24 protein-coding genes are annotated in these 26,723 nt (G+C 35.0%); 20 read left to right on the top strand and 4 right to left on the bottom strand.

What is annotated here, in order from left to right:
- Positions 1 to 103: 103 nt before the first annotated feature.
- The 3 genes from GF867_RS03720 to GF867_RS03730 all read left to right on the top strand — a co-directional run bounded on the left by GF867_RS03720 (position 104) and on the right by GF867_RS03730 (position 3,181).
- A complete protein-coding gene (locus tag GF867_RS03720; RefSeq protein WP_153831771.1) occupies positions 104 to 1,372 on the top strand; it encodes an ABC transporter substrate-binding protein in 1,269 nt (422 codons plus the stop codon).
- A 107-nt stretch (positions 1,373 to 1,479) separates the two neighbouring features.
- Positions 1,480 to 2,361, top strand: a complete 882-nt coding sequence (locus GF867_RS03725) for a carbohydrate ABC transporter permease (protein ID WP_172973950.1) — start codon at positions 1,480 to 1,482, stop codon at positions 2,359 to 2,361.
- Positions 2,354 to 3,181, top strand: a complete 828-nt coding sequence (locus GF867_RS03730) for a carbohydrate ABC transporter permease (RefSeq protein ID WP_153831772.1) — start codon at positions 2,354 to 2,356, stop codon at positions 3,179 to 3,181. The genes GF867_RS03725 and GF867_RS03730 overlap by 8 nt, the downstream gene beginning before the upstream one ends.
- A 526-nt stretch (positions 3,182 to 3,707) precedes the next feature.
- Here the strand turns inward: GF867_RS03730 and GF867_RS03735 are convergent.
- Positions 3,708 to 4,751: an aldose epimerase family protein gene (locus tag GF867_RS03735; RefSeq protein ID WP_153831773.1), complete on the bottom strand. Its 1,044-nt coding sequence runs from the start codon at positions 4,749 to 4,751 to the stop codon at positions 3,708 to 3,710.
- Between the two features lie 138 nt (positions 4,752 to 4,889).
- Between GF867_RS03735 and GF867_RS03740 the strand changes: the two genes are divergently transcribed.
- Positions 4,890 to 6,065 (top strand): galactokinase, encoded by a 1,176-nt coding sequence (locus GF867_RS03740; protein WP_153831774.1) that lies wholly within the window; start codon positions 4,890 to 4,892, stop codon positions 6,063 to 6,065.
- A gap of 69 nt (positions 6,066 to 6,134) precedes the next feature.
- Here GF867_RS03740 and GF867_RS03745 read toward each other — a convergent pair whose 3' ends face one another.
- A complete protein-coding gene (locus tag GF867_RS03745) occupies positions 6,135 to 6,587 on the bottom strand; it encodes a MaoC/PaaZ C-terminal domain-containing protein (protein ID WP_153831775.1) in 453 nt (150 codons plus the stop codon).
- A 135-nt stretch (positions 6,588 to 6,722) separates the two neighbouring features.
- Here GF867_RS03745 and GF867_RS03750 point away from each other — a divergent pair, with 135 nt between their 5' ends.
- The 15 genes from GF867_RS03750 to GF867_RS03820 all read left to right on the top strand — a co-directional run bounded on the left by GF867_RS03750 (position 6,723) and on the right by GF867_RS03820 (position 21,418).
- Positions 6,723 to 7,250, top strand: a complete 528-nt coding sequence (locus GF867_RS03750; RefSeq protein WP_153831776.1) for a GNAT family N-acetyltransferase — start codon at positions 6,723 to 6,725, stop codon at positions 7,248 to 7,250.
- A gap of 12 nt (positions 7,251 to 7,262) precedes the next feature.
- Positions 7,263 to 8,048 (top strand): MBL fold metallo-hydrolase, encoded by a 786-nt coding sequence (locus GF867_RS03755; RefSeq protein WP_153831777.1) that lies wholly within the window; start codon positions 7,263 to 7,265, stop codon positions 8,046 to 8,048.
- Between the two features lie 28 nt (positions 8,049 to 8,076).
- Complete coding sequence (locus GF867_RS03760; RefSeq protein WP_172973951.1) at positions 8,077 to 9,042, top strand: ATP-dependent 6-phosphofructokinase; 966 nt, start codon at positions 8,077 to 8,079, stop codon at positions 9,040 to 9,042.
- 9 nt (positions 9,043 to 9,051) lie between these two features.
- A complete protein-coding gene (locus GF867_RS03765; RefSeq protein WP_153831779.1) occupies positions 9,052 to 9,510 on the top strand; it encodes a YaiI/YqxD family protein in 459 nt (152 codons plus the stop codon).
- A 37-nt stretch (positions 9,511 to 9,547) separates the two neighbouring features.
- On the top strand, positions 9,548 to 10,495 hold the full coding sequence (locus tag GF867_RS03770; protein ID WP_436718596.1) for a LacI family DNA-binding transcriptional regulator: 948 nt from the start codon (positions 9,548 to 9,550) through the stop codon (positions 10,493 to 10,495).
- A 341-nt stretch (positions 10,496 to 10,836) separates the two neighbouring features.
- Positions 10,837 to 12,078 carry an extracellular solute-binding protein gene (locus GF867_RS03775; protein WP_153831780.1) on the top strand — a complete coding sequence of 414 codons (1,242 nt, stop codon included), beginning with the start codon at positions 10,837 to 10,839 and terminating at the stop codon, positions 12,076 to 12,078.
- A gap of 132 nt (positions 12,079 to 12,210) precedes the next feature.
- Positions 12,211 to 13,515: a carbohydrate ABC transporter permease gene (locus GF867_RS03780; protein ID WP_153831781.1), complete on the top strand. Its 1,305-nt coding sequence runs from the start codon at positions 12,211 to 12,213 to the stop codon at positions 13,513 to 13,515.
- Position 13,516: 1 nt separating this feature from the next.
- Positions 13,517 to 14,368: a sugar ABC transporter permease gene (locus tag GF867_RS03785; protein ID WP_153831782.1), complete on the top strand. Its 852-nt coding sequence runs from the start codon at positions 13,517 to 13,519 to the stop codon at positions 14,366 to 14,368.
- A 102-nt stretch (positions 14,369 to 14,470) separates the two neighbouring features.
- Positions 14,471 to 15,370, top strand: coding sequence for a hypothetical protein (locus GF867_RS03790; RefSeq protein ID WP_153831783.1), 900 nt, complete (start codon positions 14,471 to 14,473; stop codon positions 15,368 to 15,370).
- 244 nt (positions 15,371 to 15,614) lie between these two features.
- Positions 15,615 to 16,430, top strand: a complete 816-nt coding sequence (locus GF867_RS03795; protein WP_153831784.1) for a metallophosphoesterase — start codon at positions 15,615 to 15,617, stop codon at positions 16,428 to 16,430.
- Positions 16,431 to 16,521: 91 nt separating this feature from the next.
- Positions 16,522 to 18,018 (top strand): UDP-glucose--hexose-1-phosphate uridylyltransferase, encoded by a 1,497-nt coding sequence (gene galT, locus GF867_RS03800; protein WP_153831785.1) that lies wholly within the window; start codon positions 16,522 to 16,524, stop codon positions 18,016 to 18,018.
- Between the two features lie 159 nt (positions 18,019 to 18,177).
- Positions 18,178 to 18,330, top strand: coding sequence for a hypothetical protein (locus GF867_RS03805; RefSeq protein ID WP_153831786.1), 153 nt, complete (start codon positions 18,178 to 18,180; stop codon positions 18,328 to 18,330).
- A 903-nt stretch (positions 18,331 to 19,233) separates the two neighbouring features.
- On the top strand, positions 19,234 to 19,953 hold the full coding sequence (locus GF867_RS03810) for an HAD family hydrolase (protein WP_153831787.1): 720 nt from the start codon (positions 19,234 to 19,236) through the stop codon (positions 19,951 to 19,953).
- Positions 19,954 to 19,969: 16 nt separating this feature from the next.
- Positions 19,970 to 20,938 (top strand): sugar-binding transcriptional regulator, encoded by a 969-nt coding sequence (locus GF867_RS03815; protein WP_153831788.1) that lies wholly within the window; start codon positions 19,970 to 19,972, stop codon positions 20,936 to 20,938.
- Positions 20,939 to 20,953: 15 nt separating this feature from the next.
- Positions 20,954 to 21,418 (top strand): S-ribosylhomocysteine lyase, encoded by a 465-nt coding sequence (locus tag GF867_RS03820; RefSeq protein ID WP_153831789.1) that lies wholly within the window; start codon positions 20,954 to 20,956, stop codon positions 21,416 to 21,418.
- Between the two features lie 61 nt (positions 21,419 to 21,479).
- Here the strand turns inward: GF867_RS03820 and GF867_RS03825 are convergent, their stop codons facing one another.
- Positions 21,480 to 23,753 (bottom strand): glycogen/starch/alpha-glucan phosphorylase, encoded by a 2,274-nt coding sequence (locus tag GF867_RS03825; RefSeq protein ID WP_153831790.1) that lies wholly within the window; start codon positions 23,751 to 23,753, stop codon positions 21,480 to 21,482.
- Between the two features lie 126 nt (positions 23,754 to 23,879).
- Complete coding sequence (gene malQ / locus GF867_RS03830) at positions 23,880 to 25,448, bottom strand: 4-alpha-glucanotransferase (protein WP_153831791.1); 1,569 nt, start codon at positions 25,446 to 25,448, stop codon at positions 23,880 to 23,882.
- A gap of 221 nt (positions 25,449 to 25,669) precedes the next feature.
- Here malQ and GF867_RS03835 point away from each other — a divergent pair, with 221 nt between their 5' ends.
- Complete coding sequence (locus tag GF867_RS03835) at positions 25,670 to 26,668, top strand: LacI family DNA-binding transcriptional regulator (RefSeq protein WP_153831792.1); 999 nt, start codon at positions 25,670 to 25,672, stop codon at positions 26,666 to 26,668.
- Positions 26,669 to 26,723: the final 55 nt, after the last annotated feature.

The raw sequence follows: 26,723 nt of genomic DNA on the forward strand, positions 1-26,723 counted from the left end.
AAGAAACATTTTGATATATACTGTACCCATTATAACATATTAGTAAGCGTTTTAAGACGATATAATAAATATAAATAAAACGCTTACAGAAAGGAATGTCAAAATGAAGAAAGTTGTTAAGTTATTTGCACTGTTCGCTTTACTGATGAATGTTGGAGGATTTACTGCTCAAAAGGTAAACGCTCAAGAAGAGGTCACTGTTTGGGCTTGGGATCCAGCTTTTAACATCCGTGCTTTAGAAGTCGCTCGAGATATTTATTTAGAAGAGAATCCTGATTTTAATCTCAATATTGTTGAGAGTGCTCAAGATGATATTGTCTCAAAATTAAACACATCACTTAGTTCAGGAGTAACTGTCGGTTTACCAAATATTGTGTTAATTGAAGATTACCGTGCACAAAGTTTCTTACAATCATATCCGGATGCGTTTTTCCCATTAACAGACTTCTTCAATGTGGAAGATTTTGCAGAGTATAAAGTTACGGCAACTTCATTGGATGGTGTTAGCTATGGTGTGCCATTTGATACAGGTGTAACTGGCTTATATGTACGTGTAGACTTATTAGAGGAAGCTGGTCTTACATTAGAGGATGTAACAAATATCTCATGGACAGAGTTACAAGAAGTCGGTCAAGCAATCTATGATGCAACAGGTGTTAAATTATTATCAATGGACTTAAATGACTTAGGTTTATTAAGAGCAATGATTAACGCAAGTGGTTCATGGTATACAGAAGATGATGGTGTAACACCTAACATTACAAATAATGATGCCTTAAAAGAAGCGTTCGCAACGTTTAAATCAATGTATGAAGCTGATTTAGTAAATGTGCATAATGACTGGGCACAAATGTTACAAGCATTCAATACAGGTGTTGTTGCAACAGTACCACAAGGAAACTGGATTACGCCATCAATTACAGCAGCAGAAGATCAATCAGGTCAATGGGCTGTTGTGCCTTGGCCACATCAAGATATTGAAGGATCAGTTAACGCATCTAACTTAGGTGGCTCATCTTTCTATGTGCTAAACGTTGACGGAAAAGAAGCAGCAGCAGAATTCATTGGTGCAACAGTAGGTGGTAATGAAGAATTCTACCGTACAATTATGACTGAAATTGGTGCTTTGGGCACATACTTGCCATTGTTAGAAACAGACGCTTACGATATTGAATCTGAATTCTTTGGCGGCCAAACAATTTATGCAGACTTTGCTGAGTGGGCTGGACAAATTCCATCAACTAACTATGGTTCACATACTTATGCAATCGAAGATATCATGAAAAATGCGTTACAACAATATTTATCAGGTGGCGACATCGATGAAATCTTTGAACAAGCTCAACAACAAGCTGAAAATCAATTACAATAATACGTTTAGATTAAACTAGTAGTTCAATTTGCTTGTAACCAAATATTTCTGGTCATTACTTTGCGACAGCGATATTTGGTTACTTTCTTTATATCCAAGGGGGGATTATGATGCATATGAGTAATACGAAACGAACTAAAGTTATGGGAATGTTGTTTATAGCAATCCCAACGCTACTCATTCTATTATTCTATTTTTATCCTATGCTACGTTCATTTTTATTATCATTACAGAGTGGTATGGGGGTCAATTTAAGCTGGGTTGGTTTTGCTAACTATCGTCGTTTGCTTGCCGATCCTGTATTTAAACAAGCATTTAGTAATACGCTGATTTTCTTGATTTTCCAAGTGCCAATCATGGTAGTGCTAGCGATGTTTTTTGCAGTTTTATTAAATCAAAAAACTATAAAATTACGAGGGTTATTTAGAACAATTGTTTATTTACCTTCGGTAACATCCCTAGTAGCTTACTCTTTAGTCTTTAAATATTTATTCTCAAATAGTGGAATTATCAACCAATTTTTAATGAGTTTATCGATTATTGACTCACCAATTTTGTGGTTGTCAGATCCAGTCTTATCAAAAATTGTGATCATTATTGCAATCACTTGGCGATGGACGGGATACAATATGATTTTCTTCCTGTCAGCACTACAGAATGTTGATCCAGGTATTTATGAAGCAGCTGACATTGATGGAGCAAATAGCGTACAACAATTCTTTAAAATTACAGCACCTTTATTGAAACCAGTGATACTTTTTACATCCGTAACGTCAACTATTGGTACATTACAACTATTTGATGAAACGATGAACATTACACAAGGGGGACCAGGAAATGCAACCTTAACTGTCTCTCAATATATTTATGACTTAAGTTTCAAATACACACCTGACTTCGGTTATGCGTCTGCAGTATCCTTTGTGATTGCCGTCGTCATTATTGTCTTATCAGCATTACAAATGAAAGTAGGTAATCGCAATGACTAAAAAATCTAACAAAATACTTACTTACATCTTCTTAGTGTTTATGTCGATTGTGTTTGCATTTCCATTTTATTTCTTAATTGTAAGTGCGACGAACACAAGTGTTGATGTGACCAGTGGACGTATGCTTCCAGGAGCGGCTATCTTAGAGAACTGGAAAGCTTTAGCAGAAAGAACAGATTTATTAAATGCTTTTAAAAATTCTTCAATTGTGGCGTTTGGACAAACTACTTTAGCTTTGTTAGTGGGCTCAATGGCAGGTTATGGCTTTGAAATTTATCGTACTAAAACAACGGACTTTATTTTTAATTTCTTGTTAACCTCTATGATGATTCCTTTTGCAGCGATCATTATACCATTATTCCAATTATTTGGTTTAATCAGCAATATAGCGCCTGGAATCGGTATTAACTCATATGTATCAGCATTCTTACCATACATTTCAACAGCATTTTTAATTTTCTTTTTCCGTCAGAATACAAAAATGTTCTCACGTGAATTACTCGAAGCAGGTCGAATAGATGGCTTAAGTGAATTCGGCTTGTTTATCAGAATTTATCTACCAACTATGAAAAATACATTTGCTGCAGCAGCTATCATTACGTTTATGAACAGCTGGAATAACTACCTGTGGCCTTTAATTACGTTGTTAACACCTGATAAACAAACTGTACCTTTACTATTATCAAACCTCGGTTCAAGTTATGCGCCAGATTACGGAATGATGATGTTAGCCATTCTAATCTCAATGGTGCCTACTTTAATTATTTTCTTTGTACTACAAAAATATTTTGTAGCAGGTATGTTAGGTTCAGTTAAGTAATTATCTTTGAATGACTAATAATGGTGGAGCATATATTACCTCTACTATTATTAGTCTTATTTTCTCTTAGGTTACGACTGAAGACAGATCATACGATTCATGCCAAATAATATTTGGTAAGTTATTTTGTGAAGTTGAACAAAGAAAAGAGGGAGGACGTTTAAACTTAGAAGAAGCGTCTTATGTGAAAGGAAGTAATCGTCATTTAAACAAGCAGTCACTAAAAGTTTACGGTTTTATTCATTTCGGCATGAGTATATTTACGAAAAGTGTAATGGGGACATGATCATGAAGCACCAGAATCGAAGAACTCGTAATTTCAGGTAAAATAAATGGTGAATGGCAACTACTAAAGGAAACTGGCTCAATCGGTTTTAAACAAATCATTGAATTTTCACCAACTGAATTAGAAGGCCTCAAACTAAAATTTACTCAGTACAGAGGTTTCCTTGCAATTAATTATCTACAAGCTCTAAACATTTAAAAAATCCCACCAAAATATTTGGCAGGATCATGTTCGAATTAATTATAGACTAAGATGATAACGAGTAGTACTTTCGAAAATTTCACCTTTTTCAAGGATAACATTTCCGAATTGAGGTCGATTAATGGCATCAGGAGCAGCTTGTAATTCAATTGCTACACCTGCATAGGGTTCTAAGTCGTGGCCCCAAACCGCCATTGGAACTGGAATCGCACTGTGTGTATATATGACCACAATCGGTCGGTCAGTCGTCACTATAATAGAACGTTTATTATCAGGTTGTTCGATTCTTAACGCATAAGGTGATTCATTATCTAAAACAAACGGATGATCAAAACCATCAACTAACTTAAATTGAGGGTGGTCACTCGATAATAAGTCACCAAATTTTACAGGTGAGCGTAAATCGAACGGCGTATCATCAACTATCTCGATTTCACCAGTAGGAATCGCATCCTCTTTCGTTGGTAAATAATGAGTTGCTTTAACTTCAAATAAATGGTTAGTAATTGCTTCATGATTGCTACCATTTAAGTTAAAGTAAACATGATTCGTCGGATTATAAATAGTCGCATCTGAACTTTCAGCATAGTAATCAATTGTCCAATTATTATCATCATCGAAAGTATGCGTAACACGATTATAGATATCAGCTGGGAATCCACTTGTCCCGTCTTTTTCAGTGTAATTGAAGATAACTTTAATTGAGTTTTCTTCTTCAACAATTTCATAATGCCATTTTTGGATATCATAACCATCAGCACCACCATGAAGATGGTTATCATTATTATTGATATCTAATTGATAGTCTTGATTATTTAAACGGAATTTCCCTTGTTTAATTCGACCAGCAATTCTACCAATAGTAGCACCATAGTAATAAGTACGACCTTCAAATACTTGGTTTGCATCATCATAACCTAAGATAATATCATCTTTAGTACCATCAGCATTTGGTACTTGCCAACGATTGATGCGAGCACCTAAATCAGAGAAGCTAACCACGACACCGTGCTTATTTTCAATAAAAATTTCATCGAAGCTTTGACCCTTGTATTGGCCAAAAGATTTAATTTGAACTTTCATAAAAGACTCCTTTATTACAATATTCTTTTATCGAATCATCGATAATGTTGTTGCTAATAATTCAGGAATATTATACCATATTATGGTAAGGTTTTCACAATTAAAGATTTAATAAATAGATAGTTAGGAGAAATATTAATGACGTCAATCATTTCAGAATTACAAGCAAAATTTCAAATAGTGTTTAACCACAAAGAAGCAGGTAGTGCTTTCTTTTCACCAGGTCGTGTGAATTTAATTGGAGAACACACGGATTATAATGGAGGTCATGTATTCCCGTGTGCCATCACTCAAGGAACCTACGCGGTAGCAAGTAAACGTGAAGATCGCGAAATTCACTGCTATTCCATGAATTTTGAAGAAAAAGGCACGATTGTGTTTAACTTGGATGAATTAACTTACAGAGAAGAAGACAGCTGGGCTAATTTCGTCAAAGGTATGGTGAAGTATTTAATCGAAGCAGGGCATTCAATTGATACCGGCTTTGATGTACTTATTTACGGTAATATTCCTAATGGAGCGGGCTTATCTTCATCTGCATCACTTGAACTATTAATTGGAGTAATTGCAGAGGAATTATTTGCATTAGAGATCGAACGCTTAGATTTAATTAAATTAGGTCAGAAAACTGAGAATCAATTTATGGGTGTCAATTCAGGTATTATGGATCAGTTTGCGATCGGTATGGGACGCAAAGACATGGCAATATTCTTGAATACTAACACTTTAGAGTATGAATTAGTGCCTGCAGAATTCGGTGATAATGTCATTTTAATTATGAATACAAATAAACGACGTGAATTAGCAGATTCGAAATATAATCAAAGACGTAGTGAATGTGAAGAAGCATTAAGCCGTCTACAAAAAGAATTAGATATTCACAGCCTAGGTGAATTAAGCGAAGCTGAATTTGAAGCTAAGCGTCATTTAATTAATGATGAAGTCCTAGAAAGACGTGCTAAACACGCAGTTTATGAGAATATTCGTACCGTTAAATCTAAAGAAATTTTAGCAAAAGGTGATTTAGTTGGGTTCGGAGAACTATTAAATCAATCACACATCAGTTTACAAAACGATTATGAAGTAACTGGAGAAGAACTGGATACATTAGTTTCTGCAGCTTGGAAACAAGAGGGCGTATTAGGTGCTCGAATGACTGGTGCAGGAATGGGTGGATGTGCGATTGCATTAGTAAATGAAGATAAAGTAGAAGCAGTTAAATCAGCTGTACAGAAAATTTATACAGATAAAATTGGATATGCTGCTGATTTCTACGTCGCTAAGATTGGTGATGGAAGTAAAGTATTAGCTTAATTATATAAAATCTGACTAATAAAAAAGGACCATTTTTTCATTCAGTTGAAAATTTGGTCCTTTAGCTATTTATTCGGTTGGTCTTCTAAACACTAGAATATTTGCACGACAAATTTGACGAATCTCTTGATGCTGATTTTTAGTGACAGTTTCATAAGTCACAATCCCTTGTTGTGGTTTACTCTTAGAAGGAATAATGTCGACAATCGTAATAACAATTGTTAATTCGTCTCCAACTCTTGTTGCTGAAGGCCATTTTAAATCTGCATTAGCACCAATTAAACCTTCAGCTATTGGAAAAGCTTTGGCGGTTAAGTGCATACTAATGGCTGCTGTTAACCAGCCACTTGAAGCTAAACCGTTGAAGAAAGTTTCTTTAGCTTTTTCTGGATCAGTATGGAAAACTTGTGGGTCATACTGTTTAGCAAATGCAATAATTTCTTCTTCAGTTACTTCATAAGAATCATTATTAACAAATATATCGCCAATCGTTAGGTCATCTAAATATAATTTATCTATCAAAATACTCCTCCTTAATACTTGTAATATATCTATTTTACAGTTCTTGTTTTTAATAAGGTAATTCGACTTTATAATAGAATTTATTACTTTTACTTAGATGTTACATGGTATAATAGTTAAGGTGGAGGCGATAACATGCAAATAAGAAAAATTTCCAAAAGTAACGACTTGGACTTAAAACTTCTAAATGAACCATTTGAAATAAAGGGTAAAATAATCGTTACACGTGTACAAGAAAAGTGGCAGTATCGTTTTCAAGAAAATAAAGAAACTTACTGGATGAGTTTTCCGGATGAAGACTATCAAATGGAGGATATCGACGCAAAGGGCTTCGCCTTAGGTGCCTACAATAATGGTGAATTAATTGGCTTAGCTATTTTTCAGAATAATTGGAATCGCTTTTTATATTTATCTGACTTAAAAGTTAAAAAAGATTTCCGAAGAAGAGGCGTTTCAAAAGCATTAATTAACAAAGGCTTTGAAATAGCTTGCCAAGAAAAATACAAAGGTCTGTATACGATAGCCCAAGATAATAATATTGTTGCTTGTCAATTCTATCTCAAACAAGGTTTTGCTATCGGTGGTTTTAATAATCGTGTTTATCAATATACGCAGCAAGAAGGAAAAGCGGATGTCTATTTTTATTTAGATAAATTAGATTAAAGAGGTGACGGTTTGCAAATACAACATGAGTGGTTTGATGTCGCAGAAATTGGACCTCAAACTTACGCAATTAGTGAGTGGGGTCATTGGGAGAAAGTCCATTCATTTCTTTTAATAGGCGATAACAAAGCTGTGCTAATTGATACAGGTTTAGGAATTGCGAATATAAAAGAAGTTACGGATCAATTAACTTCTCTACCAATTGAGGTTATCACAAGTCATGTTCATACCGATCATATTGGATCACATGCCTCTTTTGATAACATATTTGTACATGCCGAGGATAGAGATTGGTTAGAAAATGGGATTCAAGGCCCAAATTTAGAGCAAATTCGCTTCAATCTGATGAGAGACATCGCGAAGGAAGTACCAGAGGCATTTGATATTAATGAATTTTATCCCTATCAAGGAGAAGCAAAAGGTTTATTAATTGATGGACAATGGGTTGAATTAGGAAATCGATCGATTCGAATTATTCATACACCAGGACACTCGCCAGGGCATATCAGTATTTGGGACCAGTTGACAGGTTTTTTGTTTACGGGTGATGTACTTTATTTGGAGACACCTATTTACGCTTTCTATCCTTCAACAGATCCAGTCCTATTAATAAATTCTTGGAAGAAGTTATTAACCATCAAAGGTGTGACGCGTCTTTTTGGTTCACATAATCAATTAGGTTTCGATATTGAGGTTTTAGAGGATGTTAAAACAGCCATTGCCTATTTAGAACAAAATGATTTGGTCAAATGGGGCACAGGCTTACATTCTTTTAAACATATTAGTGTTCAATTTTAAAAAAATTACGATGAATAAAGGAGTAGCTATGAAAAAGATTGGGATTTTGACTAGTGGTGGCGATGCACCAGGAATGAACGCAGTAATTAACGGAGTTGTTACTGCTGCAAGTGAATTAGAAATTGAAGTAGTAGGGTTTGTGAATGGTTATGATGGTTTAATAAATAACGAAGTGATGCCGCTACCGATTTCTTATGTTAAACAGATTAATGCTTTAGGTGGAACAGTGCTTGGTACAGCACGCTCAGCTGAATTTATGAAACCCGAGGTTCGTGAAGAAACTATTGCGAGATTAAAAGCTGAGGGCTTTGCTGGTTTAGTGGTTATTGGGGGCGATGGTAGTTATAAAGGTGCAAAAGCAATCATGGATTTAGGTTTACCAGTTGTAGCTTTACCAGGGACAATTGATAATGATATTCCAATGACTGATGCGACGATTGGGTTTAGAACTGCATTAAATAATGTGATGGATTCTGTTGATCGCATTGTAACTTCAGCTGCCAGTCATGGACATAATTTTGCGATCGAAGTAATGGGACGTCATGCGGGCGATATAGCTTTATGGTCTGGTTTAGCCTTGGATGCAGATGTGATTATTACGGATAAAGCAGAATTTGAAGCTGCGAACGTAGTCACTGCATTAGAAAAATCTAAAGCATCTGGTAAGAAATATCGTTTAATTATTATTGCAGAGGGTGCAATGACAGCAGAAGCTTTTAAAGAAATTATTGAAGCAGAATCTGACTTTAAAATCCACCCATTATTATTAGGACATATTCAAAGAGGCGGAATGGCATCACTAGATGATCGAATTATGGGCAAACTATACGGAGAAAAAGCAGTTCATTATTTTGAAAATGGTGGTACTGGTTGTTGTATGGGCATTCAAAAGGATCAAATCGTGATTCAAGATTTAACAGAAGTATTATCAGCACATAAAGAAATGATTTTACCTTTCGACTATACAGGTGCTAAATACCGTTTAATTGATTAGGAGTCAATCATGAAGATTTTTATTGATGGAGATGCTTCACCTGTAAAGCAAGATGTCGTTGAAATTGCTATTAATCATCAAGTAGAAGTAGTGATTGTGACGAGTGTCGATCATTTCACAACAAAAGAGTACCCGGCTAACGTATCGGTTGTATATGTAGACAAAGGACAAGACATGGCTGATTTTAGGATAGTCTCTTTAATACAAAAGTGTGATATACTAGTTACACAGGACTATGGGTTAGCGTCATTAGTATTGGCAAAAGCAAGAGTGATTCACCATTCTGCTTGGGAATATACAACGGATAATATTGATTTATTATTAGCCCAGCGTTATCACGGTGGACAACTGCGCAAAGCAGGGCACCGCACTAAAGGACCAAAACCTTATACTGATGAACAGAGATACTCATTTAGAAGAATTTTAACTAAAGTACTTAATGAACAGTTGGCCATTAATGCTGATTAATGCTTAAGTTATGTAATTGAGTAAGGGGGAAAAGACAATCGCAACTTTAAAAGATGTCGCACAAAAAGCAAATGTATCCAAGATGACAGTTTCGAGAGTCATCAACCAACCTGAACTTGTAACTGAAGAACTGAAAACGCTAGTTTATCAAGCAATGAAAGAACTGAATTATCGACCGAATACTGCAGCAAAAGCTTTAGCTCGTAATCGAACGATGATCATTAAAGTTTTAATACTAGAAAAGATGGATATTACGGAACCGTATTATATGAATCTGTTAAATGGTATTGCGCAAGAACTAGATAAGTACAATTATGCTTTACAGTTAATGACTGAAAATTCAGTTGATTTAGGTAACTGTGATGGCTATATCATTACTGGAACGCGTAAATCCGACTTCGAATGGATTCCACAATTAGATAAACCAGTTGTTCTGTTTGGCGAGAATGATCGTCAAATACCCTTTGTCGATTCAGATAATGAAGCAGGTATTGCGACTGCAACCCAATATGCAATCGACCGAGGTTACGAGCATGTGCATTTTATTGGAATCGATGTGCCTGAATTGTTTGAAAAGTCACGTGAGAAAGGCTATTTATCTGTTATGGCTCAGTATCCAGATAAAAAGCAAGTTATTCACCGCATAAAGAATAGCTCATCTCTTTCAGAACGGCTGATCCGTGAAGAAAGCAAACTTGAGTCTAATACTTGTTTCATTTGTGCGTCAGATAGAATTGCCATTGGTGTAGTACGCGGATTACAAGCTGAGAATTATGCTATCCCACAAGAATATGGCATTATTGGTTTCGATGGTGTTTTTCTTGATCAAATTGCATCGCCAAAATTAACAACGATGAAACAAGATATAGTAGGCATGGGGCAAACTTGTGTGAAACAATTAATGCGTTTAATTGACAAAAAAAAGCTTAAGAATAAGAACGAATTATTTTTTGCTAAGTTAATTGAACGAGGTACAACCAAATAGACCATCTTTAGGACTTCTAGAAAAGAGAAGTCCTTTTGTTGATTAACGGGGATAAAACAAAAGGATTCTAACTTAATAAGAATCTTTATGTACAACGAAATTGTTATATGAATATTGATGGTTAAATTTATATTAAAACTACACATAAATCATTGATAATCATATTTATATAAAATTAAAGATGTAATTATTAAAATTAAAAAATAATATGACTAGACCATCTCAACAAAGATGTTAACGGTAACAAATGAAAACGCTTGAAAATACTATTTTATTAATGCATAATGTATTTAGGGAATAAAACGGTTGCATCAGTAACCATAAAATAAGGAGGATCCCAAATGAAATTAAATTGGAAGAAATTAGCTTTAGCTTCTGTTTCAGCATTAGCCGCTTTATCAACTGTAGCAGGTACTGTGACTCAAGTTACAGCCCAAGAAGGTGAAACCTTAATTGTTTCAGCAGCAGGCGTATACGATTATGTTAGCGCACACATCGCAGAATTCGAAGAAGAATACGGTGTAACTGTAGAGGTTTTAGATGCTGACATGTTTGAAATGTTAGATGGTATTGCTTTAGATGGACCTGCTGGAACAGGTGCTGATGTCTATATATCACCATACGACCGAATTGGTTCTTTAGGAATGACAGGTCAGTTAGCTCCTGTAACATTGATTGATGAAGCTGGTTACGATGAAACAGATATTCAACAAGTATCTGCAAATGGTCAAGTTTTTGGAGCGCCAGCAGTAATTGAAACTTTAGTTATGTTCTATAATACTGACTTATTAGATGCAGCTCCAACAACTTTTGAAGAATTAGAAGCAATCGCTCAAGATGAAGCGTATGCATTTGAAAATGAAGAAGGCAAAAACGTTGGTTTCTTAGCTAAATGGACTGACTTCTACATGTCATACGGATTAATCGCTGGATATGGTGGCTATGTGTTCGGATCAGATGGTACAGATTACACTGATGTTGGTTTAAACACTCCAGAAGCAGTTGAAGGTATTGAATATGCTGTTAATTGGTTCCAGAATACTTGGCCACAAGGAATGCAAGATGTTACAGCATCAGGAGACTTTGTTATCCAATCATTCATCAATGGTGACACAGCAGCGATTATTAGTGGACCATGGGATGCAGCTGCTTTTGAAGATGCAGGTATTCCTTACGGTGTAGCTAAAATCCCTACATTACCAAACGGTGAAGAATATACTCCATTTGGTGGGGGTAAAGGTTGGGTAATTTCTAACTATTCTGAGAAAAAAGATTTAGCTCAATTATTTATTGACTGGGTTTCAACTGAAGAACAACAAACACACTTATATAATGAATTAAACGAAGTCCCAGCAAACCACGCATCTCGTGATGCAGCAATTGAGATAAATAATGAATTGACTACTGCGGTAATTGAAGTATATGCTAACGCAGAACCAATGCCAAATATCCCACAAATGTCAGAAGTTTGGGTTGGCGCTGAGAACTTAATGTTTGACGCTGCGTCAGGTAATAAAACAGCTCAAGAATCAGCAGATGCTGCTGTTGAGTTAATTACTCAAACAATTGAACAGAAATACTAAAAAAAGAGTCGAAGTATTTGAGAAAGGTCTGGTGGGCTATAATTGCTCACCAGATTTTTGTTCAAATTATCAATAATAAGAAAGAAAATGTGCGAAAAAGTGGTCAACTCGCACACTAAGGAGGTTTTTGACATGGATCAACTAGCAAAGCCAAATCACAAACCAGGGACAGCAAGAATGCTTTCGATTATTCCTGGTTTAGGTCAGTTCTATAATGGACAGTTAATAAAAGGTATCTTATTTTTAGCCATCGCACTTCTATTTATTTATGAAATGATTACATATGGAATTTCAGCTTTTACAGGCTTAATCACACTTGGAGAAGTTCCTGGAGAAGATCATTCATTATTTCTCATGATTCAAGGGACGATTCAAATCTTAGTGACTGTAATTTTTGTAACTTTTTATTTCTTTAATATATATGATGCAGGGAAGGTCGCTAAGAATAGAAAACTTGGTTTAAAAGTTAATGAAACATTCGGTGAATTGTTCAGTAACATTTATCTTAATGGTTTCCCTTATTTATTAATTATACCAGCTTACTTATTTATGATTTTTGCCATTGTATTTCCGGTATTAGTTACAATTTTTATGGCTTTTATGGATTATGACTTTATGACGACACCTCCATTTAATTTAATCAGTTGGGTTGGAATGGAAAACTTTGCTGATATTTTCTTCTTAAGTACTTTTAGAGATGCTTTTTTCTCAGTACTTAGTTGGACGATTATTTGGACGGCTTGTGCAACAACGTTACAAATTGTATTAGGTGTACTTACTGCGGTAGTTGCGAATCAAAAATTTATCAAAGGTAAACGTATTTTTGGCGTTATATTCCTATTACCTTGGGCAGTCCCAGCTTTTATCACAATCATGACATTTTCTAACATGTTCAATGATTCAATTGGAGCGATTAATACACAAGTTATTCCGTTCATTAATAATCTACCTTTTGTAAACATTGGCTTAATTGCATGGAAAACTAATCCATTCTGGACAAAGGTTGCGATTATCATGATCCAAGGTTGGTTAGGCTTCCCTTATATCTATGTAATGGTGACGAGTATTTTGCAATCTATTTCAGAGGATTTATATGAAGCGGCGCGTATTGATGGAGCTAATGCCATTCAGCAGTTTAAGAGTATTACATTGCCAGTTATCTTGTCTGTTGCAGCGCCAATCTTTGTCACACAATATACTGGGAACTTTAACAACTTCTCAATGATCTACCTCTTTAATGATGGAGGACCGGGAAGTGCCGGTGGTGGGGCAGGTCAAACTGATATTCTAATTTCTTGGATTTATAAGTTAACAACGAGTGGTACTCCACAGTACTCAATGGCTGCTGCTTTAACGCTAATCGTTTCTTTAGTTGTTATCTCAGTCTCATTAATCGTATTCAAACGTACGAATGCGTTCAGTATGGAGGATGTTTAATATGAAAAATCTCAAAACTTCAGCGAAATTTGGTAAGTATTTAGGACGTTTTTTTACTTATTTATTCTTAGTTACTTTATCTGTGATTATCATTTATCCACTAGCAATTACTGTTACATCAGCCTTTCAACCGGGTAATACAACTGCGTTTTCATTGAGATTTGATACCAAATGGACATTGGAAAACTTTAGAAGATTATTTGAGGAAACACGTTATTTAACGTGGTATAAGAATACATTGATTGTTGCGATTACGACCATGGTAGCTCAGGTATTTATTGTAACTATTGCTGGTTATGCTTACTCTCGTTACAATTTTATCGGCCGCAAACAGAGCTTATTAGTTTTCTTGGTGATTCAGATGGTGCCAACTACGGCAGCTTTAACAGCCTTCTTCGTTATGGCATTGTTATTAGATGCGATTAATGAGTTTTGGTTCTTATCTTTCCTTTACATTGGTGGGGGAATTCCGATGAATACTTGGTTAATGAAAGGCTACTTTGATACAGTACCTTATGATTTAGATGAGTCGGCTAAGTTAGATGGAGCAGGTCATTTTAGAATCTTCGGTCAAATCGTGTTGCCGTTAGTGCGTCCAATGATTGCTGTGCAAGCATTATGGGCATTTATGGGACCGTTTGGAGATTATATGCTATCAAAATTTATCTTGCGTAATCAAGAGTACTATACGGTAGCGGTTGGTTTACAGACATTCATAAATGATGCACGAAATCAACGTGTTGCATTATTTGCGGCAGGCGCAATATTAATTGCCCTACCGATTTCAATTTTGTTCTTTATGTTACAAAAGAACTTTGTTTCTGGTCTGGTTGCGGGTGGAACTAAAGGTTAAGGATTCGAGAAGGTATCTCAATTTCTTATGTGAAATTGAGATACCTTTTTATTTAATAGATATGTTACAATTCAGTAAGTTAGAATAAAAGAGGTGTAAGTTGTGGAAGTATTCCCATTAAATTATTTACGTAATAGTTTTTTGCCAAAATTAAGTTTTAAGAATCGCAATTATTTAAAAATTTGGCAAATGATTGTATTAATCTTAGTATTAACGGGCTGTCTCTTGATGCCTATTTCAATTAGTTTAGGAAAAATTAATCAAGTGACTTTGATTGATTATGTTCCTAAGGCAATGAATCTGGTTTCAGAAGAATTAGTTCAGGAAATAAATCAACTCTCATTTAATGAACAAACATTGCTCATAACTGAAGAGCAGATACTGATGGACAATGACGAAGGTTTGCTTGCTTTGTATCCAGAAGAGGTGGATCTTCCAGTGGCTAAAGATTTTATAATCTTTACTCCAACCACTTTTTATATTCAGGAGGTTGATCGCCCTTTAATTTCGCAACCATATCGATCTGTTGAGCGTTTGACATCAGTCAATTCAACAGAATCGTTGATTCAAGAATTGTCCCAACAATGGTTTGAAAGTAACCGTATGGCAGTTGTTTTGACAAACTTTATTAATGTATGGGTATTAATATTCTTGAGTACACTGATGGTTATATTAGGTTCAAGTTTATTTATTTCATTTATGCGTTTTAGCGATATCTTTAGTATTAAGAGCTACCGAGAAGCAATACATTTAAGTTTACATAGTATGTTGATACCAACACTAATAGCAGCGTTTGTCGGCTTGTTGACACAAAATCCTACAACCATGCTAACATTACAAGGCATTGCTTTTGTGCTCGTCTTATTATGGGTTTATTGGAAAACGCACTTTAGAGATGAATATATTTTAAAGCAAGAAGAGAAAGAGAAGCATAATATTATTAACTCTGGTGAAAAATTAGTTGAAACAAAAAGTCAATATCACCAAAATAAACGTAAGTAATAGTCTAAAGAAGTTAAGAGCTCTTAAGTAGCTTGCTCTTAGCTTTTTTTGATTATATAGGAATATAAGTTTTATGTTGATTTATCGACTTTTTGCTTGGCTCAGCGTAGTGTTTTTCCAAGGCGCTGAGCTATTTTAAGTATTCCAACAGAAGTAAATTCATAATCACGGGACAATGCCCGATTTTTCTTAGTGTGTTGTAAATATGGTACAATGAATGAAATAATAAAAGAAGGTGAGCGAATTGAAACAAATTGGTTTTATATCGGATTTACATATTGACTCAAGCCATAAATATCAACCAGCAGATTTTTTAAGTACGCTCGCCCAATTAATGACGGATCGTCGTCTTGATCAATTAGTGATTGGCGGAGATATAACTAATCATTACAGTACGACAATTCAGTTCGTTGAAAAATTACAAAATCAAACGGGAATACCGGTTTATTTCATACCTGGTAACCATGATTACTGGGAAATGGGGGAGAGAACTCCGGATTCTGAAAAAGTTCACCAAATATTTGTCGATCATCCGCAATCTCTTATGAACAAACCTTTAATTTTAAATGATGAAATAGGTCTTGTAGGTAATCCGGGTTGGTACAATCATGCCTATCACGATAAACGCTTTTCGAAAGAGGAACTCGAAGTAGGTAAATATCGTATGGCAACTTGGCAAGATAAGGTTTACACAAGATGGCAACAATCGGATGCAGATTTATCTAAAAAGTTTATTTTTGATACAGAACAAGATATTCTGCGTGTAGAGCGACCAAAAATTATATTAGTCACACATGTTATCACGATTCCTGAGTTTACCATTCCACTACCTAATAAAATTTTTGATTTTTTTAATGCTTATATTGCAACCGATGATTTCGATGAAATTTATCAGAAATACAACGTCACCCACAGTATTATGGGGCATGTTCATTATCGAGGAGAAATTAACCGAGACGGGACTCGTTTTGTGACAAATTCACTTGGCTATCAAAAACAATGGTGGACAAAAGAATTGTATCGAGAACTAACGGACTCTTTATGGGTATTTAACTATTAATTATATAAAATCTAATAATCGTGTTGAGTTATGGTGTTCAAATTGAGATAATAGCTAAAAGGGTTTAAATTTTCGTTCAAAGGAGTAAAGTATGCATATTAGTAATGTTATTGTTGCGTTCGTCAATCAAGTAATCGTAGAGAACGATCAATTTGAAGTGATGGATCATATTTATCTATGTAATCAAGTGTTAGCACTTATCGGAGAAGAGGATTTTTCGCCAAACGAAGAATCTGTTGAAACATCTGAACTAACACTTTTAGCATTATTGGATATTTTAGTGGATAGAGCAGTGGAGAATGGTATTGTTGAAGATTTCCAATCTTCACGTGAAATCCTTGAGAGTCAGTTAATGAATCTGCTTACACCACCACCATCTCAAGTTAATCGTAAATTTTATGAGCTTTATGAAGCATCAGCAGAAGCTGCGACAGATTATTTCTATGATTTAAGTCGCAAAAACGACTATATTAAAACACGAGCAATCGCACAAAATATTGAATTTTCTGCAGATACTGAATATGGTCAATTAGAAATTACCATTAATTTATCTAAACCAGAAAAGAATTCAAAACAAATATTAGCGGAAAGCCAAGCACAGACATCGAAATATCCTCAATGTCACTTGTGTATGGAAAATGAAGGTTATTTAGGTAAAGTAAGTCATCCAGCAAGAACAAATCACCGTATAATCAGAATTGATTTAGATGGAGAAGGCTGGGGCTTCCAATACTCACCGTATGCTTATTTTACTGAGCATGCTATTTTCCTTGACCAAGAACACTCACCGATGGCAATTACTAAAAAGACGTTTGCTAATCTATTGAATCTGGTTAAAGTTTTCCCGCATTATTTTGTCGGTTCGAACTCAGATTTACCAATTTCAGGTGGTTCAATTTTATCACACGATCATTATCAAGGAGGACATTATGACTTCCCTATGGCGAAAGCTGAGATTGAATATACATTTGAACTAGACAAATGGCCAAGTGTTCATGCAGGCATTGTCAATTGGCCGATGTCTGTTATCCGATTACAAGGTGAAAGTATCGATGACTTAGTCGAAGCTGCTAATCATGTTTATGAAGAATGGAAACAATACTCTAAACCGGAATTATCAATTGTAGCCTATACAGAAGATGGGGTACGTCATCATACGTTAACACCAATTGCACGACACAATGGTCAAACTTTTGAGTTGGATTTAGTATTACGTGATAATAATACATCAGAAAAATATCCTGACGGTATCTTCCATCCCCATCCAGAAGTACAGCATATTAAACAAGAAAATATTGGTTTAATTGAAGTGATGGGCTTAGCAATTTTACCACCAAGATTAAAAAATGAACTTGCTGAAGTAGAAGCATATTTAGTTGGTAATGAAAACCAACTAGATGAGAAACACAAATCATGGGCAGATGAAATTCAAGCTGCACATGAGATTACAAGTGATAATGTTGATAGTATTATGAAAAGTGAAATAGGGAAGCGTTTTGCGACAATACTTGAACACGCTGGTGTATTTAAGCGCAATAACGAAGGAATTGACGCTTTCCGTGAATTTGTGAATCTGTTAAATAACTAATAGAAAGTGAGTTCTGTCTATGATTGTAAAAGAATACGCTTTAGGAATTGATATCGGAGAAACTAAAATGACCATTTCTAATATTGATAAAAATGGTCAATTATCTCAAACTTATATTGTGACTAGTAATGTCTAGGATTCGGAGCATTGTTTTAATGTATGTATGTATTTTCAGGTAAAACTGGCTTCTTGCCGACTTATCAAAACGGCAAGATGGCTAAACATGAAGATGTAGATGCAGAACAGACAATACAAATAGCAGGGCAAATTGCTTACGCTGATACTACTATTACGACAAAGGAACTTTACTAGATGCGCTGAAGAGGACGACCAAGCTGTGGCTATGATTGAAATTTGGGCAGATAGCAAAACTTCTACTATCTATTCAATTGTTTGCATTATTTACCTAGGCTGTATATGTTGGGTGGGAGCGTCGCATTCAATCAGCCAAATTTTGTTGAATTAATTAAAACAAAACTAGCCACAATAGTACATGAAGTACAAAGTAGCCTAGTCGATAATATTCATGTAACAAAACTAGGTAGTCATCATGGTGTGAAAGGCGATGGTTTGATGTTTTTTATCATTAAACCGTTCTATAGAGTAAATTATAAAGAACCTCACAAGAGATTTTAATAGTCTCAAGAGGTTCTTTTGTCTTTTAAGCTTGCAGATAACTGAGTAGCCTTCGTTCTTCAATATAAGTAAAGCTATATGATCAAGTTAAACTGCAAAACGGACCGGTGGATTAGCTTAATGAAGCTAGCCACTTCTAAAAATTCATAGAATATACTACGGAAATTTCATATTATATTGAAGATACCACTAAACCCCAATCGACATGGATGAATTCACATGATGCAAACACAGTTTAACATAGACTCACGAAAAGTATAACACCCCTCTTATCAAGAGAGAGGCAAAGTGCGATTCTAAAAAGCGTATTCCAACCGAGCCATTGTTATGTTGATTAATTAAGCATGATACTTCACGCATCAAATTGTTTACAAGGCGTTGACTGTCTTCACAGCCTTACATTTGGTATTTCACGTACAATTCACGGTCCATAATATAATAAAAGATGCAGAACAAATCTTAAGCATTCTGGCGTAGTTCGTATTTTCATACTTGGATTTCGAATCAACATTCTAAAAAGAATAATGGTATAATATTTCCATATGTTAGTTTGGCGAATAAGTATAAGGAAGGTTATATATGATAAAGAAAGAATTATTCATTTTTGATATGGACGGCCTGATGTTTGATACAGAAAGACTGGTTTATGAATGTTATCTGGAAACTGCTAAAATTCATGGTTTTGAAGTGAAACCTGAAGTTTTTAACCATGTTTTAGGAAAAACACAAGGTGATATCATTAAAACACTTCAGTATATTTATGAGGTTGAAGAAGAGGTTGTGAAGTGGCGCAAAGATATTGTTGATTTGAAATTTCAATTGATTGAAGAGCGCAAAACGGTAAGAAAGAAAACAGGCTTACTTGAAATATTGAACTTTGCGAAAGAACAGCAAATTAAAACTGCTGTCGCATCTTCATCTAAAAGAAAAGTCATTGATTTATATTTAGGCTTAGAGGATATTACACCATATATTGATGTGATTGTAGCTGGGGATGAAGTCTCAAATGGCAAACCTAATCCAGAAATATTCTTGACTGCTTGTCATAAATCAGGTGTTAGTCCAGACAAAGCGATTGTGATGGAAGATTCACCTGCCGGAATTAATGCTGCACTCAATGCTAAAATTACTTCATTTCACATTAAAGATGATTTGTCAGATATGCCTTCAGTTAATGGACCAATTAAAATTGCGAAGAATATTAAGGAATTAATTTTACCATCCTTGAAACCAGATTATCGAGTAAAAAGTCTATTAGATGTTCGTGATTTCATGCAAACTCATGAACTGACAATTTAGATAAGGAGTTATCTTATTGGAAAAACTAAACGAAAAAGAAATCGTTAAGATTGCTTCAATGTATTACGAAGAAGGCTTAACACAAGCTGAAATTGCGAGACAAAGAGGCGTTTCACGCTCTCTCATTTCTAAAATACTGTTAGATGCAAAGAATGAAGGCATTGTTGAAATCATTATTAAAAGTGAGAATGCTTATACAGCAAGTTTAGAAAGAAAATTAGAGAAACAGTTCAATCTTAAAAATGCAGTGGTAATTGATACTTTCAATTTGAAACATGAAGAAATCAAAAAAATTGTTAGCCAACAAGCCGCATTGTATTTGAATAAAATCGTACAAGATTACCGCAGCATTGGCATATCTTGGGGGAACTCACTAAGAGGTTTGGTGGATTATTTTGCCTATACGAATCATCCAGATGCCACGATTATTCCTTTAATAGGAGGCTTGAGTGATGATTATTTCGATATTCAATCGAACCAATTAAGTTACGATCTAGCACGAAAAATGCGTGGGAAGGCGAAATATCTTTATGCGCCTGCTTTAGTTTCCAATCATTTATTACATGAAGAATTAAGTAACAATCGTGCCATTCAAAGTGTCTTAGAAGAAGGGCGATTTGTGGAATTAGCTTTAGTTGGTATCTCGAGTTTAGATCAAGAGACCAACATGCGTAGAATTGGTTATTTAAGTGTTGATGATGTTGTTGAGTTGACTGAAAAAGAAGTTGTGGGAGTTATTAATTCAAGATTCTTTGATGCGAACGGCTTAGAAGTTGAAGCAGATATTAATCAGAACGTTTTGGGTTTGAGTCTTAAAGATTTAACTCGAATACCAATGGTTATGACGGTTGTTTATGGAGACCGCAAAGCTGAAGCTGTAAAAGCTGCTTTAGAAAATCAATTAATTAATGTCATTGTGACAACAGATACTTTAGCTGAAAAAATCATTAAATCAGTTGAAGAAGTTGAAAAAGAGAGTAAGTAGATTGGAGAATATATTATGGCAAAAGTAGAAAGTTTTTCATTGGATCACGATATTGTAAAAGCACCATATGTACGCTTAGCAGGAAAAGAACAACATCAAACAGGGGCAGTCATTCAGAAATATGACTTGCGTTTCTTGCAACCGAATAAAGAAGCATTAACAACTGCGGCGGTGCATACCTTAGAACACTTCTTAGCGATTCACATGCGTGACGAGCTAGAAGGCTTAATTGATATTTCACCAATGGGTTGTCGAACTGGTTTTTACTTGGTAATCTGGGATGAACATACGCCTGCTGAAATAGCACAAGCTTTGAAAAATGTTTTAAATATTGTTTTAGAGGCAGATACAATTGAAGCAACGACCGCAACAGAGTGTGGTAATTATAAAGATCATTCATTGTTCAGCGCAAAAGAATATGCCAAACAAGTATTAGCTGATGGTATAAGTATTGACGCATTTGAAAGAGTTGTAATCTAGAATAAATACGCAAAAACCTCGAACTATTCGGTTCGAGGTTTTTGTGTATTTTGCTAATTACTTAATTTTTATGTGGTGTTAAATGCCAAATCTCTTCGTTATATTGATTGATCGTTCTATCTGAAGAGAAGAAGCCAGCTTTTGCAATGTTCACAATCGTTTTCTGAGTCCATGCTGTATGATCTTCATACTCAGCAAGCATTTTTTCTTTGGTTTCGATATAATCTTCTAAGTCTAAAAGAGCCATGAACCAGTCTTTAGAAATGATATCGTTATATAAACGATTTAGTCGAGTACTGTCACCTAACGCTAACATTTCATCGCTAACGATAAAGTCAATGATTGGCTTAATTGTATCACGTTGGTAGAACGCGTTAGAGTTGTATTCACCAGTATTATATAAGTTAATGACATACTCACTTGATTTACCGAATGTATAGATATTCTCATCACCAACTAACTCATGAATTTCAACGTTTGCACCATCCATTGTACCTAAAGTTAATGCGCCGTTTAACATGAACTTCATATTACCAGTTCCACTTGCTTCCTTCGAAGCTAATGAAATTTGTTCTGAAATATCTGCAGCAGGAATTAAGTATTGAGCGTGAGAAACATTATAGTTTTCGACCATTACTACTTGCAAGTGTGGACTTACTTCTGGATCGTTCGCAATCAATTCTGATAATGTCAAAATCAAGTGAATAATATCTCTAGCAATTGTGTAGGCATTCGCTGCTTTACCACCAAATAGAATTGTGATTGGTGTTGCTGGAATATTACCCGCTTTAATATCAAAATATTTATAAATGACATACATTGCGTTCATTTGTTGACGTTTGTATTCATGGAGACGTTTAATTTGGACATCAATTATTGAATGCTCATTAATCTCAACACCCATAGTATCTTGAAGGTGTTTCTTCAAACGTAATTTGTTATTGAATTTAATAGCACGTAATTTTTCAATGACTTCAATATCATTTTGGAAATCTAATAAACTTTCTAGGTTTTCATTGTTACGCCATTCAGTTCCGATTAAATTGTCCAAGTAGTCCGCTAACTCTTTATTCGCATCCATAATCCAACGACGGAAAGTGATTCCGTTAGTTTTATTTGAGAATTTCTCTGGATAGATTTCATAGAAGTCTTTTAATGTTTCAGCTTTAAGAATATCACTATGTAATGCTGCAACACCGTTGACACTGAAACCATAATGGATGGCAATGTTAGCCATATGTACGTTACCGTGAACGTCGATAATTTCAACAGCTGTATTACCAGGGAACTCAGCATTCTTGCGTGCGTCTAATTGACGAATAATTTCAACAATTTCTGGTATAACATCTTCAAGTGCATCAATAGGCCATTTTTCTAATGCTTCAGCTAAAATTGTGTGGTTTGTGAAAGCGGTCATTGATTGAACGATTTCTACTGCTTCATCAAAATCGATACCACGTTCTGTTAATAAACGAATCATTTCAGGAATAACGAAAGCAGGGTGAGTATCATTAATTTGAATGACAGCATAGTCTGCTAAATCATGCAAGTTACTGCCTTTTTCAATTGCTTCATCAATAACTAATTGAGCACCATTGGATACCATAAAGTATTGTTGGTAAATACGTAACAATTCACCTTCATGATCTGAATCATCAGGGTATAAGAATAATGTTAAGTTTTCTAAAATATTTGTTTTATCAAAGTCTATTGTACCATCTTCAATGATATCTGCATTCACAGAGTCTAAGTCAAATAATCTTAAACGATTGCGTTTGTTTTGGTTATAGCCTAAAACGTCAATATCATAAAGTGTTGATGTTAAAGTAAAGTTTTTAAAAGGCACATCATAGGTTTTACTGCTCTTAATTAACCAATCATCGCCCGTAATCCAAGGGTCTTTAATCGCGTGTTGTTGATTTTCTTTAAATACTTGTCTGAATAAACCGAAATGATAGTTTAAACCAACACCGTCACCATTCAAACCGAGGGTAGTAATTGAATCAACAAAACAAGCTGCTAAACGACCTAGACCGCCGTTACCTAATGAAGGTTCAAATTCTGCTTGTTCAATATCCATGATATTTTTACCGTTAGCGATTAATTCATCGTTAACTTCATCGTAAATGCCTAAGTTCAATAAATTATTCGATAATAATTTTCCGATTAAGAACTCAGCTGAGAAATAGTATAATTTTCTTTTATCTTCGTGTGTAGGTAAGTCTTGAGAAGAATCACGCACTAAATCTAATAAAACTTTGTATAATTCTTGGTCCGTACATTCTCTAATTGGTTTATTAAATAAGTCTAAAGTGTACTGTTCTAATTTTGTCATTGTTTTTCTTTCTCCTTTTTGGTTTGCCTTGCGCCAATTTGAATTTTAAATTTGCTACCTGCTAAGTAAGGGTGTAAATGTGTGTGTGTATGGTATTTAGGTTACTTAGCAAATAACTTTTAACCATTAATTAATTTCTGTTACTAAAGCATCTTCATTTGGCTCAGAAACTTCTGTTTCTTCTGTAATAATATCATTTGTTTGGTTTTTTACATTTAAACGGAAGTAAGTATCCGTTAAAGCATAAAGATCACGTGCTAACTCATCAGTAATCGCATTGTCTAACATACGCCACTTCCAGTTAATTCCAATTGTCGATGGTGTATTCATTCGTGCTGAATTATCTAAATTCAATAAGTCTTGCATCGTATAAACAGCCAAATAACTTGGTGAAGCAGCAATTCCACGGTTTAAAGCTTGAGAAACTGTTTCAGAATCGTGGCGATGTAAGTAGCGATTTACTTGTGCCTGAACTTCTGGGGAAGCAGAATCTTTATACCAGCCAAGAGCTGTTTCGTTATCATGCGTTCCTACATATGCTACAGAGTTTTCTACATAGTGGTGAGGTAAGTCAACACTGTCAACAGTACTAAAGCCGAATTGAAGGATACGCATACCAGGATAGCCTGTGCCTTCGCGCATATCGATCACTTCTTGAGTCATGAAACCTAAATCTTCAGCAATAATTTTCACATCACCTAAACGGTCTTGGATTGTATCGAAAAGTGCAATTCCAGGCCCTTTTGCCCATTTACCAGAAGCAGATGTTTTTGCATCGGCAGGAACTTCCCAATAAGATTCGAATCCTCGGAAGTGATCTATACGAACAACGTCATACAGTTTAAAACTTTCTTCCATTCGCGTCACCCACCAATCGAAGTTATGACGTTTCATATACTCCCAATCGTAAATTGGATTACCCCAGAATTGTCCATCTTCAGAAAAGTTATCAGGGGGTGTACCAGCGATAACAGTAGGGCGTTTCTTAGAATCAACTTTAAAGAATTGAGGTGTTGACCACATTTCTACACTGTCACCAGCTACGTAAATTGGCATGTCACCTATAATTTGAATATTCTGTTTGTTAGCATAGCTTTTTAATTCATTCCACTGTTTAAAGAAGAAAAATTGTGTGACACGATGAAAATTCATTTTTTTAGCTAACATCATACGATACTTTTCTAATGCATCCTCATCACGGTAACGAATGTCTTCATCCCATTGATCCCAAGATACTAAACCAAAATGTTCTTTAATTGCCATGTACTCTGCAAAGGGTTCAAGCCAACTTTCATTTTTTTCGACGAAAAATTTAAACTCATAAATATCTTCACTATTTAAAAAGTTTTTAACTGCAGTTTCTAGAATCGGTCTTTTGACATTAAAGATTAAACCATAATCAATGTTTTCTGGATCTTGACCAAAGTCTACACCAGCAAAATCAGAATCTTTTAAATAACCATCTTTAACAAGCAAATCAAAATCTATGAAATGAGTATTTCCAGCAAATGCTGAAAATGACTGATATGGAGAATCACCATAGCTAGTTGTTGTTAAAGGTAATATTTGCCAATAAGTTTGACCGGACTGAACGAGAAAATCAACAAAATCATAAGCTGATTGTCCAAATGATCCGATACCAAATTTATTCGGTAAAGACGAGATGTGTAGTAACACACCACTCGTTCTTTCCATAGAAATCCCTCCTTAAATTTTTTTACAATTTCATTATAATGTTTTGCAACGCTAAACGCAAACGTTTTCGTAAAAATTAGTGAAATTCTAATAAACTTAATAAGCTGAACAAAAATTAAACATTATAATTGCAACCTTTAAAGCGGTTCCGTATAATGGAATTATAGGCGCTAACGTTTGCGCAATTGAATTTCAAAAATAAATATTAGGGGGTTGAAGTCTTGGCTGTTACAATTAAAGATGTAGCACAAAAAGCAGGTGTGGCACCTTCCACAGTTTCGCGTGTTATCCAGAATAATCCTTCGATTAGTGACGCAACAAAAGAAAAGGTTCGCCAAGCAATGAAAGAACTTAAATATTATCCAAACCTTAACGCAAGAAGTCTAGTAAGTAAGAAGTCTTTTGTTATCGGTTTGGTTTTACCAGATGCAACGGATGCTTTTTATCAGAATCCCTTTTTCCCCACGGTACTGAGAGGTATCAATGATGAGGCATCAAAATCAGGTTATGCATTACTGATTGCAACTGGTCAAACAAGTAATCAACGTCATGGGAATGTTGAAAAAATGGTGCATGGCAGGCAAGTGGATGGTTTAATCTTTCTTTATGCTTCAGATGAGGATCCAATCTTTAATTTAGTTCAAGATTTGGATTTTCCTTACGTAGTGATTGGAACACCGTCTTCAAAATATGTTAATTTCGTTGATAATGATAACCAGGGTAGTTCGTTTGAAGGGACAAAGTATTTAATCGAGAATGGTGCTAAAAATATAGCGTTTATTGGAGGAGATACTAATCGAATCTTTATCCGTGATCGTTTAATGGGCTATCAACAAGCGTTGAAAGAAGCAGGCTTAACACTAAATGAACAGTGGGTTTTTAATGAAGTGCAATTTGTTCCTGAAGATGGGTTTCATTATTCTAAAATCATTAAAGAGCTTGACTGTATTGATGCGGTTGTAATTGCCGATCAATTAGTAGCAAAAGGTTTTAAAGCTGGTTGGAGACTTCAAGGAGAAGAAACGATTCCTGCTTTAACATTTAAAGCATATGACTCAAGTGATTTGTTGATGACGCATGAAGATGCGTTTATAGATATTCAAGCCCAACAATTAGGACAAGTAGCATTTCAAATGATGATGGGAGTGCTCGAAACCGAGAATGTTAAACCTAGAAGATTTGCACATGAGTTTATTCCACATGTGCTTGTAGAAAAATAAAAAGAAGTTACCGAAAGCCAAACGAAGCATACTACATGAACTCTATAGAGTCAGT

The organism is Fundicoccus ignavus (genome assembly GCF_009659375.1).
Taxonomy (GTDB): domain Bacteria; phylum Bacillota; class Bacilli; order Lactobacillales; family Aerococcaceae; genus Fundicoccus; species Fundicoccus ignavus.

What these genes read in the sequence shown, in the direction of transcription:
- GF867_RS03720 (WP_153831771.1), top strand. Translation starts at nt 104, where the DNA reads ATGAAGAAAGTTGTTAAGTTATTTGCACTGTTCGCTTTACTGATGAAT.
- GF867_RS03725 (WP_172973950.1), top strand. Translation starts at nt 1,480, where the DNA reads ATGATGCATATGAGTAATACGAAACGAACTAAAGTTATGGGAATGTTG.
- GF867_RS03730 (WP_153831772.1), top strand. Translation starts at nt 2,354, where the DNA reads ATGACTAAAAAATCTAACAAAATACTTACTTACATCTTCTTAGTGTTT.
- GF867_RS03735 (WP_153831773.1), bottom strand. Translation starts at nt 4,751, where the DNA reads ATGAAAGTTCAAATTAAATCTTTTGGCCAATACAAGGGTCAAAGCTTC.
- GF867_RS03740 (WP_153831774.1), top strand. Translation starts at nt 4,890, where the DNA reads ATGACGTCAATCATTTCAGAATTACAAGCAAAATTTCAAATAGTGTTT.
- GF867_RS03750 (WP_153831776.1), top strand. Translation starts at nt 6,723, where the DNA reads ATGCAAATAAGAAAAATTTCCAAAAGTAACGACTTGGACTTAAAACTT.
- GF867_RS03760 (WP_172973951.1), top strand. Translation starts at nt 8,077, where the DNA reads ATGAAAAAGATTGGGATTTTGACTAGTGGTGGCGATGCACCAGGAATG.
- GF867_RS03765 (WP_153831779.1), top strand. Translation starts at nt 9,052, where the DNA reads ATGAAGATTTTTATTGATGGAGATGCTTCACCTGTAAAGCAAGATGTC.
- GF867_RS03775 (WP_153831780.1), top strand. Translation starts at nt 10,837, where the DNA reads ATGAAATTAAATTGGAAGAAATTAGCTTTAGCTTCTGTTTCAGCATTA.
- GF867_RS03780 (WP_153831781.1), top strand. Translation starts at nt 12,211, where the DNA reads ATGGATCAACTAGCAAAGCCAAATCACAAACCAGGGACAGCAAGAATG.
- GF867_RS03785 (WP_153831782.1), top strand. Translation starts at nt 13,517, where the DNA reads ATGAAAAATCTCAAAACTTCAGCGAAATTTGGTAAGTATTTAGGACGT.
- galT (WP_153831785.1), top strand. Translation starts at nt 16,522, where the DNA reads ATGCATATTAGTAATGTTATTGTTGCGTTCGTCAATCAAGTAATCGTA.
- GF867_RS03805 (WP_153831786.1), top strand. Translation starts at nt 18,178, where the DNA reads ATGTATGTATTTTCAGGTAAAACTGGCTTCTTGCCGACTTATCAAAAC.
- GF867_RS03810 (WP_153831787.1), top strand. Translation starts at nt 19,234, where the DNA reads ATGATAAAGAAAGAATTATTCATTTTTGATATGGACGGCCTGATGTTT.
- GF867_RS03820 (WP_153831789.1), top strand. Translation starts at nt 20,954, where the DNA reads ATGGCAAAAGTAGAAAGTTTTTCATTGGATCACGATATTGTAAAAGCA.
- GF867_RS03825 (WP_153831790.1), bottom strand. Translation starts at nt 23,753, where the DNA reads ATGACAAAATTAGAACAGTACACTTTAGACTTATTTAATAAACCAATT.
- malQ (WP_153831791.1), bottom strand. Translation starts at nt 25,448, where the DNA reads ATGGAAAGAACGAGTGGTGTGTTACTACACATCTCGTCTTTACCGAAT.